The following is a 14,325-nucleotide window of genomic DNA, read 5'->3' as shown; positions in this document are numbered from 1 at the left end:
AATAGTCTTACAGCGTGGTCAGCAAGAGGAATACGAACCTCCCCCTGTAGGAGCTGCCGCAGGCTGCGATCTGCTGATCTTGATCTTGATCTTGATCTTGATCTTGAAAAACAAAATCAAAAGATCGCAGCCTTCGGCAGCTCCTACACGGGGAGAGTCATATTTAGTTTTTAAATAGTACTCGGGAAATCTGATTTGCCGATACGTGCGGCGCGCCGCCTAATCGACAGCCTCCGCAATCCAGAGTCTGCCGATGGAAAACGTTCGCGCCACCGCTCGCCCCGCTGTCTGGCTGATGCTCGGTATCATGCTCGTCGCGCTCAATCTGCGCCCGTCGATGGCCGCGGTCGGCCCCTTGCTGTCGGCCATACGCGGCGACATTCCCCTGAGTTTCAGCCTGGCTTCGCTGCTGACCATGCTGCCGGTAATGGCAATGGGGCTGGCAATGTTTTTCGGCGTCGGCATCAGTCGGCGTCTGGGCGAGCAGCGCACGGTGATCCTGTCGCTGTTGATTATCGGGCTGGCGACACTGTCGCGGCTGTGGCTCGATTCGGCGGCGCAGTTGATTGGCAGCGCGGTACTGGCGGGGATGGGCATCGCCTTGGTTCAGGCGTTGATGCCAGCGCTGATCAAGTCACGCTTTCCCGACAGCGTGGCGCTGTGCATGGGTTTGTATGTGACCTCGATCATGGGCGGCGCCGCACTGGCCGCCTCGTTTGCGCCACTGGTGAGGGTGCAGACCGGCAGCTGGCGCATCGGGCTGGCAATCTGGGCGGTGCTGGCCTTGCTCGCGTTGCTGGTCTGGTGGACACAACCGACCACGTCATCCAGGCAGAACACGCCAGTAGGAAAACAATCGTTCTTCGGCAATTCCCGCGCGTGGTTACTCGCTGTCTTCTTCGGTCTGGGTACAGCGTCCTACACCTGCGTACTCGCCTGGCTGGCGCCGTATTACGTGGAGCAAGGCTGGAGCGAACAACACGCCGGCCTGCTGTTGGGTTTTCTGACGGCCATGGAGGTGATTTCCGGGCTGCTGACACCGGCCATCGCCAACCGCAGCCGTGATCGACGCGTGGTTCTGGCGGCGTTGCTGCTGCTGATCATTGGCGGCTTCTGTGGGCTGATCCTCAGCCCGCAACACCTGAGCCTGCTGTGGCCGTGCCTGCTGGGACTGGGCATTGGCGGACTGTTTCCGATGAGTCTGATCGTCTCGCTCGATCACCTCGACAACCCGCAGCGCGCCGGTGGCCTGACCGCGTTCGTGCAAGGCATCGGCTATTTGATCGCCGGGCTTTCGCCGCTGTTGGCCGGCATCCTCCGCGACCGCCTCGGCAGCTTCGAATGGGCGTGGTGGTCGCTGACCGCAGTGATGATCGTGATGCTGCTGATGGTGCTGCGCTTCGACCCACGGCAGTACGCCCGACACATTCATTGAGGCCGAACAGCCTCGCTGGCTAGAGGCTTCTTGCCATCTTTCTGCGGTTTGTCTGGCGACGTCGTGTTACTAAAACTTTCTGTCCCACAACTGACATTGAAACGTCCTACAGGGCTTTGTCCTGGCACCATCGTTCCGTTACGATCATGCGCACACGTTTGCGCGGATTCAGCGCAAGGAGCACAGCGAGACGGAACGGATGCTGAACAGTAACTTGCTTCGAAAGCTCGACATGCAGGACCTCATGGTGTTTATCGCCGTGTATGAGCAGAGCAGCGTCACCGACGTCTCGGAAACGCTGTGCGTCAGCCAGTCCACCGTCAGCTATTGCCTGAAAAAATTGCGCACCAGTTTCGAGGATGAACTGTTCATCAACACTCGCACCGGCATGCGCCCCACCTACAAGGCCGGCACCATGTACGGCCACGTGCAAAAGATCCTCGAAAGCATCAACCTGTGCCACGCCGGCGCCCCGACGTTCGATCCGACCCGGCAAGCGGTGACCTTCAATATCTGTGCCCCGGAATATTTCGAGCAACTGGTGTTGCCGCGTCTGTTGAAGCGTTTCGACTTCGACGATTTGCCGGTGATGGTCAACATGCACAAGTTCGAGACCGACGTGCCCGCCGACGAACTGCGCGACGGCAGCCTCGATCTGGTGATCGGCTTCGGCCCCAACTTCCACCGCAGCCACACCGACCTCAAGTCGCGGATGTTGCTGGAGGACGATCTGGTCTGTGTCTTCGACAAACGCGCCACACCGCTGGAACCGCGCCTGAGTCTGCAGGCCTTCACCGAACGACGGCACGTGTTCCCGACACCGTGGACTTCCACCACCAACATGGTCGACGGCTGGCTGGCGCGTCAGGCGCAGAAACGGCAGATCGTCGCGCGCTCCAACAGCTACAGTGCGGCGTTGAAGATGATCACCGGCACTGACTTCATCCTCACCCTGCCCCGGCGTATCCAGCGCCTGCTGACCAATGAAGCGGTGTTCAATCACTGCGAGGCGCCGAACGGCCTGCCGGGGTTTACCCTCGACATGCAGTGGAGCCAGGCCGCCGATCAGGACAGCGCCAACGTCTGGCTGCGCGAACAGGTGATCAAGGTGTGCAGTGAGCTGGAAGCGGCCTGAGTCCTACACGCCGATGGCAGTTTTGGTGTAGGAATCGCGGTCGATATCGAGCAACTCAACGCACAACTGCACTTCAACCCCGCTCGGCCATTCGCACAGATCCTGCAACACCGCCAGCAAGCTCTCCGAGAGCTGCTTCTTGATCTGTGGCGAACGACCGCTGAGCAGTGCCAGCTTCACGTGGACAAAGGCGCGCTCGCCCATACCGGTACCGACCTTGAAGCTCTCGATCTTCACCGCCCGGCTCTTGATATCGAACTCCGCTGCGAACTGACCGGAAGCCACCAGCGTGTTGTTGAGCCGGATCAACGCCACATCGGCGTTCAACTGCGGCAAGTTGGCGGTGTATTCCATGTGCAGGTGTGGCATGGCAGTGCTCCAGTCAATCGGCAGAAAGGTCGTACATATACCACAGCACCGCCCTACTCTCCTGCGGGTTTTTCTGACGGTATCGAGGTTAACGTCTGACGCACTGCCAGGGTTTCCCAGAGCGCGACCAACACCACGATCGCCGTGGTCAGCGCCCCGAGCATCAGCGCCGAAAACCAGTGGTTCAACGCCAGTGGCAGCGCCAGCGTGAGCAACACCAGCCCGGCCACATGCGACAACGGCGGCAGCGGCCGGTCGGACATGACCCACTTGAACAGCGCATTGCCCAACAGAAACAGCCATGGTCCGCCCACGATCACCAGAATGCCGGCGTCACTGGCGTGATCCGGGTGCACCAGCACCAACTCGTCGGCCACTGCACTGACGATCACCCCGGCGACGATCAGCACATGCAGGTACGTGTAGGCGATTCGCGCCTGACGCCCGGGATCGCTCGAATGCGCGATGCGGTGATGCGCACGCTCGGCACCGCTGTCGAAGTACACCCACCACATGCCGATGCTGCCCAGCACCGCCACCAGAAACGCGATGACCCCGGTGACGCTCAGCGTCAGCTCGGCGAACGTCGCGCCGGTGACCAGCAATGATTCCCCCAAGGCAATGATCACAAACAGTGCGCAACGTTCGGCCATGTGATTGCCTTCGACGTTCCAGTCGCTCAGCGACGAACGCCCCAGCCCCGGCACCCAGAAATACAGCGAAGGTGAAATCAGCTCGATCAGCAGCGCCAGCGCCCAACACAGCAGACGCTGCTGGCCTTCGAGAAACGCCCCCGCCATCCAGAACACTCCGGAGAACATCAGCCACGCCAGAATGCGCTGGAAATTGCGGGTCATGCCCAGTGATTCGCCGCGTACCGCCCAGATCGCGAACAGCGTGCGCCCGACCTGCATGAATACGAACGCCGAGGCAAACATCAGCCCGCGCTCGGTAAAGGCCTTGGGAATCGATGACGACAGCAACAGGCCGGCGATCATCAGCCCGAACAATCCGACACGGATCGGCAGTTTTTCCGGGTCGAGCCAGTTGGTGATCCACGAGGTGAAAATCCACACCCACCACACCGCGACCATCAGCAGCGCTACCCGCACTGCGCCGAGTATCGACAAATCCGCGAGCAGCGAATGCGACAACTGAGTCACGGCAAAGACGAACACCAGATCGAAAAACAGCTCGACCATGCCGACCTTGCCACTGTCGAGACTGCCGCGCCCACGCAGCAACGAACGGGAAATGCTCATGGGACAGGTCTCCACCCGGGGATCATTGCCATTGAGCAAAGCAGCCCGGCCAGACGAACGCAACACCCGTGTAGGAGTGAGCCTGCTCGCGATGAGGGCGTGTCAGTCACATCAATGTTGTCTGACCCAGCGCTTTCGCGAGCAGGCTCACTCCTACAGGAGATTGGTGTTGGGAATCAGGGTGCGGTCAGTGGCCGCTCACTCATGAACGCCTCAAGCCGCGAACGCAGCCAGCGCTCGGCCGGATCGCTGTCGACATGGCTGAGCCAGACCATCGACAGATCGAGCATCGGGGTCTTGAACGGAAACGGTTCCTTGAACAACCGGCCAGAGGCGGCCATGGCTTCGGCGGTGTAGTCCGGCAGGCTGGCGATCAGGTCGGTGCCGGCCAGCAACGCCGGCAACGCACTGTATTGCGGCACCGACAGCACCACATGCCGGGTGCGGCCGATTTCCGCTAGCCACTCATCGGCATAGCCGCTGATGTTGGCGGTGTGGGAAACCAACACATGCGGGCGTGAGCAGTATTCATCGAGAGTCAGCGGCGAATCCGAAGCATCGGCGCGCAGGATGCTCGGCTGGATATGCCGCAGCAGTTTGCGCTTGGCATTGGCCGGCAGGCCTCGGGTCTGGCTGATGCCGACGGTGATGTCGCCGGCGGCCAGCAGGTCGGGGATGCGCCAGTAATCGACGTGCTGCACCACGAATACGACTTTCGGCGCCTCTTGGCGCAAGGCGCGCAACAGCGGTGGCAACAGACCGAACTCGACATCATCGGAAAGGCCGATGCGAAAGGTCATGTTACTCACGGCAGGATCGAATTGGTGGGTCAGGCTCAGCGCCACCGACAACGAATCGAGGGCCGGCGAAAGATGCCGGAAGAGTTCCTCGGCGCGGGCGGTCGGTTCCATGCGATGGCCGACGCGGATGAACAGCGGATCATTGAACATAGCGCGCAAGCGATTGAGCGCCGAGCTGATGGTCGGCTGGCCGAGAAACAGCTTCTCCGCCGCCCGGGTCACGTTGCGTTCGAGCATCAAGGTTTCGAACACCACCATCAGGTTGATGTCGGCCTTGCGTAGTTCATTTCGATTCATCCATTGCCCCCCGATCCCCAGACTGCGGGCAGTGTATGAAGTCCCTGGGACTGGCGTCTATCAGACGATTGGCCGCTTGTTGAACAATTTCACTGCACCGTCAGTGTTTTCAATCCCAGGCCCATGACGCGTGCGTCGTCGTTGAAGCCGAGCTTTTTCGGACTGACGGCATCGGGCAGATGCAGCCGGACATTCAAATATTCCTCGGCGGCCGGCACCGTACTGAGCGGAATTTCCAGCCGATTGTCCTGTACCTGAGTCAGACGCGTCGAATACGCCTCCACGCCATTGATGCTGACGATCACCCGCTGGCTGAGATTCGGCGGCATGGCGAACGCTACGACATCGATCACGATCGCACGCGTCCCGGGCGCGACGCGCAGCAGCAGTTCCGCATCCTGCCCTTCGCTCCAGGTGCCCCATGCTTCCGGTGTGGACCAGCCTTTGACCAGTTGCCGGGTGCTGTGATTGAACGTCTGCACCAGCCCCGGCTGGCTCAACGGTATTGGCGACATCGCCCGGCCCTGATCGACCATCGCCAGGCATTGAGCGCAGTGTTTCCAGCCCGGCGCCAACACGACAAAGTCGTCGACTCGGGTCAACAGATCGGTGTCGCTGTGAACGCTTTTTACCGCCAGCGCCAACGCGTCGTCATCGAGTATGTACAGGGAATCGGTGTCGTATTGACCGCTGGCAAGCTGGCTTTGCGTCGTGCGTTGAAGCTTTTCCAGTGCCTTGGGGCTCGTACGCCCCAGGTAGGCCGCATCGGTTTTCAGCCCGTGGGTGGCGGCGAAATCGGCAATCGCCTGCCATTGGTCCGGCTGATTTTTCGGTGTCACGGCACGGATGCTCTTGTAATGCGCCGCTGCACTGTCCCAGAACGGGTCATGCATCGGGCTGACCCAGGCCGCAGCTTCCGGGACCATTTTCGTCGCTCTCAAACCGGCCCAGGCAATCCGCGTATCGGCGACTTGCACCAGCAGCGCCAACGTCAGCAACCCCATGGCAATACGCGGGCGATAGCCGCGCACCACCAGATAAGTGAGCAGTATCACGATGACGTAAAACACCGGCCAGAACATCCGTCCCGAGGCGCGAAAAATGTTCGAAAGCCCCACCACGAACTTCGGTAATGGATAACTGAAGGTCTGCAGGCCGACACCGATCTGGTTCGACAGCGCGAACAGCGTCAACCCGAGCATCGCCCAGAACAGCAACGGGCGACGGCTCAGCAGCGCCTTCAGCGAAATGCCGCTGCGGTACCCGCCGATCAAAGCCAATGGCACCAACAACAGCACGCCAAGCCCCAGATAATTGAAACCTTCGTAATCGCCGCCGGCCGTGGGAATGTCGGTCAGGACAAACGACCAACCGTCCGCATCCACCAGCGACAGCAGATTCATTCGATAGAAGCCGAAGCCACCGCTCACCGTGCCACCGGAAAGACTGAAATAACCCGCCTGCCAGCAACACACGCTCACCAGCGCGAACAAGCTGACCAGCTCAATCAGTACCTGACGGCGGCTCAGCTTGCCAGCCCACAGTTTGCCGAACAGATCCGCCACCCAGATCAGCGCTACCATGCCTAACAGGTAGGCGTGGACCAGCGCCGTCACGGCCAGCAGCGCGCCCCACGCCAGGCGTCGGCGCTGCAACACCGGGTGCAGCGCCAGATACAGCGCCGCGAGAATCAGGAAGTGCCCGACCAGCGAAAGATGCCCGCCGGTACGCAGAAACATCGGCGGCGAAAACACCAGGAGTCCGGCGCCGAGCAGGCGCAACACAGGGTTGTCGGTGATCAGGCCGAGCAGCTTCCAGGCAAACCAGGCTTGTAGAACGAAGCACAGCAACAACCACACGCCGAAGTACTGGAACGTCTCCGGCAGCCACCCGTTGAACGGTTTGAACAACAGCGCCAGCAGCGGATTGGAATCGGAAAAAATGATCGAGCTGCCCAGTTCCATCCCATAGGACGGGTTCAGCCCGAGGGGAAAGGTCCAGGGCGAATGGCGAAAGAACGCCCAGCCCAGGTAATGCGTCGCCGGATCACCGTCCTTGAGCCAGGCAATGTTTTGCGGGTCGAGGGCACGCGGGCCGATCACCAGAAAAAACGCCAGCGCCCCCAGCAGGATCGGCAACAGCGCCAAGGCCGGGTGCTTGTTCAAACCCTTCATCGATACGTCCAGAAGTTATGCAGCACGAAGGTGAAGGCCGGAATGATCAGTGCCACAGCGCCGATGCCCAGCAAATAGTGCAGTCCGGCGATCTGCGCCGCCCACGCGACGAACATCGCCAACAGAAAGCCGCCGCAGGACACCAGCAGAAAGCGCAGCAGGGTTTTGCCATGCAGCCGGGCGGAAAAACTCCAGGTGGTATTGATCACATAGGACACCACCGTCGCCACGGCAAATGCCACACCGTTGGCGAGCGGCGGTTGAGGCGCAACAAAATTGATGAACAGCACCGCCACCAGCGCATGCAGAGCGGTGACGAACAGACCGGTCACGGCAAAGCGCAAACCGCGCTGGATCAACGCTGATCGGTCGGCTGAGGTCACGGTTTGCGCGCCAGCACAAAGACGCTCAGACCGGCCAGGCGGTTCATGCCCATCAGTGGCAGCTCAAGGCTGCACAGAGTCTTCAGTACGCCGTTGACCAATGGGTGATGGCGTTTGAGCTGAGACTGCGGCACTGCGGCCTGTGGCCCTTTGGGCAGCAAACGCAGCACCGCCGCGATCGGAAACACCGCACCGAAATAGTAGGCACCGCGCTGCACAGTCAAACCCGCGTCACGGGCCAGGGTTTCGAACTGCGGCAAGGTGTACCGCCGCTTGTGTTCGAGGAAATCGTCGTGCCCGCTCCAGAGAAACTGGAACGCTGGCACCGTCATCAGGAAACGGCTGCCGGACGGCACTTTATCGACATAAGCCTTGAGCAGGCCGAGGTCGTCGTCGACATGCTCCAGCACGTCCATCAGCAACACCAGATCCGCATCGCTGGCGTCGATATCGCGGCGGTAATGCACCGGTTTGCCGACGGTGGTCGCGTCCGAATCAGCGGGGTAACTGATGTCAACACACCAGGCTTCCTGCGCAGCGGTTTGGGTGAGCAGATGATGGGAGAAAAAACCCGAGCCGGCACCCACGTCGAGAATCCGCGTGATCGGCGCATCGCCCAGCAAACGGCGGGTTGCAGCGGCCTTGGAGCAGTAATACCAATGCTCACCGATGCTGTCGCCGAGGATGTCGGTTTCCTTGAGATCCATGTTTCAGTCCTTGGGGTCGTAGACGCGACGCACCAGAAAAACCGGCCGGCGTTTGGATTCGATATAAGTGCGGCCCAGGTACTCGCCGAGCACGCCGATGCCAATCAGTTGCAGGCCACCGAGGAACGTCACGGCCACCATCAAGGAGGCATAACCGGGCATGTCCACGCCGTGGATCAGCGTGCGCAACACGATAAAAATAGCGAAGGCAAAGGACACCAGCGAGACCATCGCCCCGATGTAAGTCCAGATTCGCAGCGGTTCGGTGCTGAAACTGGTGATGCCTTCCAGGGCGAAATTCCACAGCCGCCAGCCGTTGAACTTGCTCTGCCCGGCCACACGCTCGGGCCGTTCGTAATCAACGTGGGTGGTACGAAACCCGACCCAGGCAAACAACCCCTTCATGAAGCGTCGGGACTCGGGCAAGGTCAGCAAGGCATCGACCACGCAACGGTCCATCAGGCGGAAATCACCGACGTTTTCCGGCAGCGGTTGCTCGGCGATCTTGTTGTGCAGGCGATAGAACCAGTGCGCCGACGTCTGCTTGGCCCAGGTGTCGCTGCGGCGGCTGACGCGATGGCCGAGCACCACTTCATAGCCCTCGCGCCAACGCTCGATCATTTGCAGGATGACTTCGGGCGGGTCTTGCAGATCGGCGTCGATGGGGACGACGATCTGCCCGGTGGCGATCTGCAACCCCGCAGACAGCGCCGCCTCCTTACCAAAGTTGCGGCTCAGGTCGACGATGCGCAGACGCGCGTCGTGCCGCTGACGTTCCAGCAGCCGCTCAAGCGTGGCATCGGTGCTGCCGTCATTGACGAACACCAGCTCCAGCGCAATCGACGCCTGGGGCTGGAAGACTTCATCGATGCGCAGAATGAACGCAGCGAGACTGTCTTCCTCGTTAAAAACCGGGACAACCAGCGATAACGTGACCCGTGTAGCCTGTGCCGTTCCATGCTCAGTCAAGGGAGTGCTCTTTTTATAGTGTTTGTCGGTCGTCGAAGGGTTTTCGACGCCATGAGCCGTCCCGTATTAAGCAGTAGCGTCGATGGCCTTGCAAGGTGGAAATGGCGACATTCTGGCCAATCCAGAGGCCAATGCGTGCGCTCTAGCCCGCCCCCTTCAGAAACATCTGCCAACGATTGGAAACAAATGCCCGATAGCGAAAAAAACTCGCTCCGCTAGGCTTGCGTCGATGCGCCACACAGGTTGTCGCAAACACCATCGCAAGGAGCGAACTGAATGTATTTCGAGATCTACAGGCAATCCCGAGGCACCCCGAGCACCGGCAAAGGCCAATGGCGCTGGAGGCTACGAGCGGGGAACCACGAGACGATTGCCAGTGGCGAGTCGTATGTGAACAAGGCCGATTGCTTACATGTGATCGAGTTGATCAAGGGTGTGCAGGGCGAAACGCCGGTGAAGGAAATCTGATCCAGCCAGTCGATATAGCGCGGTTTCCTACAGCATCTTCCTTTTTTGCCTGAACCACTGGCGAAGCACTTTTGCGCCCCTACGCTCTTCAGCGTATGGGGCCATCCAGCCCTGTTCCGCCACATAACATTCAACCCAAAAAAGGAGCCGCACCATGGCTAGAGACAAAGCGAAAGACGACAAGCACTTCAACTGCACCCAAACACACGAAGCCGATTACGTCGCCAGCCTCTATCCGCACGCCAAGGACGAAGTGAAAACCTTCCTGGCCTCGGCTTGCAAGGACAACACGCTGCGCAACTCGACGCACAAGGAAGTGTATGACTTGATCAAACAGAAGCTGGGGCACTCGCAGCCGTGAGTGACTGAGGCGGGTACTTGATAAATCCGCAGAAACAAAAAAGCCCCGCAGCTTCTCAGCTACGGGGCTTTTTCTATGTATGGCGGAGAGATAGGGACGTCCAGAATCGAACGCTGCAGCCCGCCAAAACCAACAAACACAGGCAGTTTTGAGTATTTTGCTACAAAACTCTGCTACAAAATGACGTACCTCCTGCTGTTAGGTTTTTTTGGTATCACAAACTTTTTTCAGGGTGCTTGTCCAAGCTAGATGAGCTTAACGACGCACCTATTACTTCATAATATTATCCAAGCTTAATTTTCCGCGACCATTAAAGCCATTGGCAAACCAAACACTAGACTTGGTAAGTAATCAATATTTATGGCTTAGTAATTACTCGCCAGATGAAAAACATCACCCCCTCAAAACAAAGCCCCCATCACCCAAGCTAAAAGTAACCTTTGTCTCTTGATTCGAGTACAAATTAACAAACAAAAAACCAGAATCCTCTCCACATATACCATAATAAAGAGCCACTTCAAAACCCTCATAAGAAGCGACTACCGGCGGACACTCTATAAAATTACCAAAAACTTCTATTAGAACCCTGACTCCATCACTAATACTAAAATAAACACCCTCAACCCCAGAACAAAAATAGCTAGCTAATTCAGGGTCAATCGAATCCATCCTTTGTGAAAAAATAAGCGAGCCATATTCTAACGGCTGCAGCACTGCCCCCTTTTCAAGCTGCAAAAAACTCTGTGAGAGCAGTACTGAGTCCGTATCCAAAGGGGAATGCTTTATATATAAATTATCAGATAATATTTTTGAAAATCCGTGCAACGCACACAGGGCACTCAAACACTTCTTAAAACTTATCGTTGATTCATTATTTTGTATATAGCACTCAGCCTTGGCAGGTGGAATCTGAACAAGGGTGTCCGCATTTTCATATTCAATTAGAAAGCCGAATTCTGCAACCGAGTCAAGGTACCTACTAGCCTCTAAGTATTTTGGAAGATGCTTGAGCCCTGAAACCAAATTCCCAAACCAAGACTCAATTGATGTCCTAAATTCAATGAATACATTTGAATCTATAGCGTTAACTTTAAAGCAAAAGCTTAAGAATCCATCTAGCGTCTCACCATCGACCGTTATCACCTTCTCCCCACCGACATAACTACTTTCAAATGTACAAAGAAAATGACGAGAATTCGCAGACACCAGATACAAAGAGCTTTGAACCTTTAAAACAGCAGGCTTTAGATATAGATATGAACCGGGACGTGATTGTTTGAACGCCTGAAAAATATCATTATTTATAAAATTTATTTTTGATGAGTCAATTTTGAATCCTTGGCCTGTCAGCCGATGATTTTCAATTTTGTCCTGTAATTCAGACGTAGCTTCACCGGTTGCAACAACTGAAAACCGGGAATCAGAAATGTTTTTGGCCGACAGTACGTGAGTGATAGCACCATCAACTACTGTCTTAACGCTGAAGCGTGGATCAAGCTTCTCTATTGCTTCGCTATAAGAATGATGAATGGACTGAACAGGAAATTCGAAAGGATTGACCATATTATTAAAATTGCACGTCAAAGCTCTAACCACTTCAGCACGAATACTATCAGCCAATTCAAACTGGGTCAGAGATTTGGTTCCAACCATAGTCATTGCACGTTTTTCAGCCTTAGCCTTCCACTCACAGAGTAGATCAACCGGATAGCGTGACTCATCCCGATCGATGATGATGGAGCAAGACCCGCAGAGCCAAATCCCATTCTTGTACGAGCTACGCTCTTCTTTCGTCTGATGTTTATTGTAGCGAGCAGCACCGGGGCCGGGAGCGGCAGCACAAATGTGAGCGGCGACACCGTTACCTGCATAATCGTTTCGCTTAAGATTCGAGCCTATGGTGTGACTCAGGCAATCAGGGTTGGAGCAGACACCTGCCGCCATATGTTGCAAAAGCAAACGTGTTGGCTTATCGAAATTATGGCGTGGATGCATATCAACAATCGACCCATCCGCCAAGATGACTTTGTCATTCTTTATTTTAACTTTGCTAAGCTTAGCCACCCCAACTCCTTGTAAAGATTAAATCTGGCTTTCAGTTAATTACTTGGCATGTTTACGCAAACCAAAGACGCTCTATTTGATTCCGATTATAAAGTAACGCCTAGCTCACAGGCCTACACCTCAAGCCGATCGAGCCTCTATTGCAATGGCTCACCTAAGCTTAACTGCCCTCGCTTTTGCAAATCATTGGCCAGCCAGAGTCCGGCTTTTGTCATTAAAAAGTAAGTAGCAGCAGTAAACCCAGCTTGAAAATTATCTACGGCATTTACTACCTTGCCATCCGAACTAATTTTTGCCTCCCTCACTGGCCCTTCATAACCGTGGATCATACCGACATCCACTTTAAACAAATCCACCAGCTCAAAATATTTATCCATATCAGACTGCATGATTTTATGATCGAGGCTGTGAGCAAAATGGTTTCTAATTTTATTTATATGCTTCAAAGCCCTTGCCAACTCAGCAGGCAAGCCAGAAGCTATCGATGTAGTTAGTCTTTCATTAAAATGGCGGAGAATTTCAGCACTCTTGCCTTTTCCACTAACGAAAAACTCAATATTTTCTGGAGAAATCCTTTCTTTCAAATAGACGCTTAAAAACCGCTCACATATCAGCTGCAGCCTTATCACGCAAATTCCATCATCACTTTTATTAAGAACATCGGCATACAAACTTGGATCAATAAATTTTATAAAATCGTGATTTACCTGAACATAAGTCATGTTTTTTTTCTCGACGAGTTAAAATTTTTTATAAATTATGATGCCAGCAAAGCTTTTATTTTTTGTGCTATTTCGTCTGGATTGTCTTGCCACACAACATAAAGCTTGTCGCTCATCAAAAAATTATTATTGAGGATTTTTTCTTTATCTCCATGAATTAATGGCAGCAGTCGTTTGGTTCCACCAGAAATATCCCCATTGAGAACGGCGTTGATTTCCTTTTGCGGCCACGCTTTCACAACAGAGTTATCAGTCATTACCGCAATCACATATTGCGACTTAATAAGGGCTTTGTTGATTGTTTCGATAAGAGAATCACCCCACGCAATTTCCTTAGAGTCATAAAATGCATGAACACCAATTTTCGTAAGTGCTTCATACAACGGCTCCACAATGGCTGCTTTGTCTTCTGATGCATGACAGAGAAAAACATCGTACATTTTATATTCTTCCTTAATGGATTTTAAAAATTTAGGAGGGGTTTTATCATGCTCGGCCATTTTCAATATTAGTTTAACGTATGTTGGATCGTCTTTTCCTTTCACCATTGCGATAAAAGATAATCTACCATATATGTTATGCCTTAGTTTTCGCCCATCTTCCGTCAGCTCCACTTCGTCGGGATTAAGCTTTAGTATATCAATGAAATACTTACGCTCCGCCTCTTTTGGGTCTTGAATCCAGTGGTATATCGCGGTACGGACTTTGTTTTTATACTCAGCAGGAATGTTTACTTTTTTATTTGTTATTAGCCCTGTCACTTCCTGCCTATCATATTTTGATTGAAGCCGACTCTTTTTTTCATTTATTTCAAAGCTGGCCCTCGAAAAAATATTGGCTAAATCTTCCCCAATGATTGTTCGTCCGTCGCTAACATGAGCGATTTCTCGGGGAAAATTCCTTTTCGCGGAAAGTGTTATATCATCAGCGTATCTTGAATAAATAAGACGATGGCTTCTAACATGTTTTATAATTCGATTATCCAAAATACTGGCAACAATATTCGACACAACTGGAGAGGTTGCAGCACCTTGGGGAAGATAATTATTGAAACAGCAGATTTGAGCAATAACTGTCGCTACGTCCGGATGAATTTCGAAAGGCTTGGCGATGAAAACAGCACGAACCCTACCAAAATTAATTGAACCAAAAAAATCTTTAATATCTACGTTTAACACC

The 14,325-nt window shown here is 54.7% G+C and carries 14 protein-coding genes; 4 read left to right on the top strand and 10 right to left on the bottom strand.

Annotated features, from left to right (window positions below; translation table 11 throughout):
* Positions 1-253 precede the first annotated feature (253 nt).
* Both NN484_RS03445 and NN484_RS03440 read left to right on the top strand, forming a co-directional pair.
* Complete coding sequence (locus NN484_RS03445; RefSeq protein WP_215501577.1) at positions 254-1,435, top strand: cyanate transporter; 1,182 nt, start codon at positions 254-256, stop codon at positions 1,433-1,435.
* Positions 1,436-1,634: 199 nt separating this feature from the next.
* Positions 1,635-2,570 (top strand): LysR family transcriptional regulator, encoded by a 936-nt coding sequence (locus tag NN484_RS03440; protein ID WP_215501576.1) that lies wholly within the window; start codon positions 1,635-1,637, stop codon positions 2,568-2,570.
* Positions 2,571-2,573: 3 nt separating this feature from the next.
* Here the strand turns inward: NN484_RS03440 and NN484_RS03435 are convergent, their stop codons facing one another.
* The 7 genes from NN484_RS03435 to NN484_RS03405 form a co-directional block, all read right to left on the bottom strand.
* The gene (locus tag NN484_RS03435) at positions 2,574-2,939 is read right to left on the bottom strand and encodes a 5-carboxymethyl-2-hydroxymuconate Delta-isomerase (RefSeq protein ID WP_215501575.1); all 366 of its coding nucleotides are present in this window, start codon (positions 2,937-2,939) and stop codon (positions 2,574-2,576) included.
* Positions 2,940-2,992: 53 nt separating this feature from the next.
* Positions 2,993-4,201: a low temperature requirement protein A gene (locus NN484_RS03430; RefSeq protein ID WP_274658580.1), complete on the bottom strand. Its 1,209-nt coding sequence runs from the start codon at positions 4,199-4,201 to the stop codon at positions 2,993-2,995.
* Positions 4,202-4,377: 176 nt separating this feature from the next.
* The gene (locus tag NN484_RS03425; protein WP_127649757.1) at positions 4,378-5,298 is read right to left on the bottom strand and encodes a LysR substrate-binding domain-containing protein; all 921 of its coding nucleotides are present in this window, start codon (positions 5,296-5,298) and stop codon (positions 4,378-4,380) included.
* Between the two features lie 89 nt (positions 5,299-5,387).
* Positions 5,388-7,472 carry a DUF6311 domain-containing protein gene (locus NN484_RS03420; RefSeq protein WP_274658579.1) on the bottom strand — a complete coding sequence of 695 codons (2,085 nt, stop codon included), beginning with the start codon at positions 7,470-7,472 and terminating at the stop codon, positions 5,388-5,390.
* Complete coding sequence (locus tag NN484_RS03415; protein WP_274658578.1) at positions 7,469-7,855, bottom strand: GtrA family protein; 387 nt, start codon at positions 7,853-7,855, stop codon at positions 7,469-7,471. The genes NN484_RS03420 and NN484_RS03415 overlap by 4 nt, the downstream gene beginning before the upstream one ends.
* Positions 7,852-8,562, bottom strand: coding sequence for a class I SAM-dependent methyltransferase (locus tag NN484_RS03410; RefSeq protein ID WP_274658577.1), 711 nt, complete (start codon positions 8,560-8,562; stop codon positions 7,852-7,854). The genes NN484_RS03415 and NN484_RS03410 overlap by 4 nt, the downstream gene beginning before the upstream one ends.
* 3 nt (positions 8,563-8,565) lie before the next feature.
* Positions 8,566-9,531 (bottom strand): glycosyltransferase family 2 protein, encoded by a 966-nt coding sequence (locus NN484_RS03405; RefSeq protein ID WP_127649753.1) that lies wholly within the window; start codon positions 9,529-9,531, stop codon positions 8,566-8,568.
* Between the two features lie 276 nt (positions 9,532-9,807).
* Here NN484_RS03405 and NN484_RS03400 point away from each other — a divergent pair, with 276 nt between their 5' ends.
* Both NN484_RS03400 and NN484_RS03395 read left to right on the top strand, forming a co-directional pair.
* Entirely contained in the window at positions 9,808-9,999 is a 192-nt protein-coding gene (locus NN484_RS03400; RefSeq protein ID WP_007963291.1) for a YegP family protein, read from the top strand.
* A gap of 154 nt (positions 10,000-10,153) precedes the next feature.
* On the top strand, positions 10,154-10,360 hold the full coding sequence (locus NN484_RS03395) for a hypothetical protein (protein WP_047598090.1): 207 nt from the start codon (positions 10,154-10,156) through the stop codon (positions 10,358-10,360).
* 393 nt (positions 10,361-10,753) lie between these two features.
* Here the strand turns inward: NN484_RS03395 and NN484_RS03390 are convergent, their stop codons facing one another.
* The 3 genes from NN484_RS03390 to NN484_RS03380 form a co-directional block, all read right to left on the bottom strand.
* The gene (locus tag NN484_RS03390; RefSeq protein WP_274658576.1) at positions 10,754-12,424 is read right to left on the bottom strand and encodes a hypothetical protein; all 1,671 of its coding nucleotides are present in this window, start codon (positions 12,422-12,424) and stop codon (positions 10,754-10,756) included.
* A 137-nt stretch (positions 12,425-12,561) separates the two neighbouring features.
* The gene (locus NN484_RS03385; RefSeq protein WP_274658575.1) at positions 12,562-13,146 is read right to left on the bottom strand and encodes a hypothetical protein; all 585 of its coding nucleotides are present in this window, start codon (positions 13,144-13,146) and stop codon (positions 12,562-12,564) included.
* A gap of 35 nt (positions 13,147-13,181) precedes the next feature.
* Positions 13,182-14,324 (bottom strand): TIR domain-containing protein, encoded by a 1,143-nt coding sequence (locus NN484_RS03380; RefSeq protein ID WP_274658574.1) that lies wholly within the window; start codon positions 14,322-14,324, stop codon positions 13,182-13,184.
* Between the last annotated feature and the right edge of the window lies 1 nt (position 14,325).

The organism is Pseudomonas serboccidentalis (assembly GCF_028830055.1).
GTDB lineage: Bacteria > Pseudomonadota > Gammaproteobacteria > Pseudomonadales > Pseudomonadaceae > Aquipseudomonas > Aquipseudomonas serboccidentalis.
Note: the sequence above shows the minus strand (reverse complement) of the source record. Positions and strands in the feature narration are given on the sequence as shown.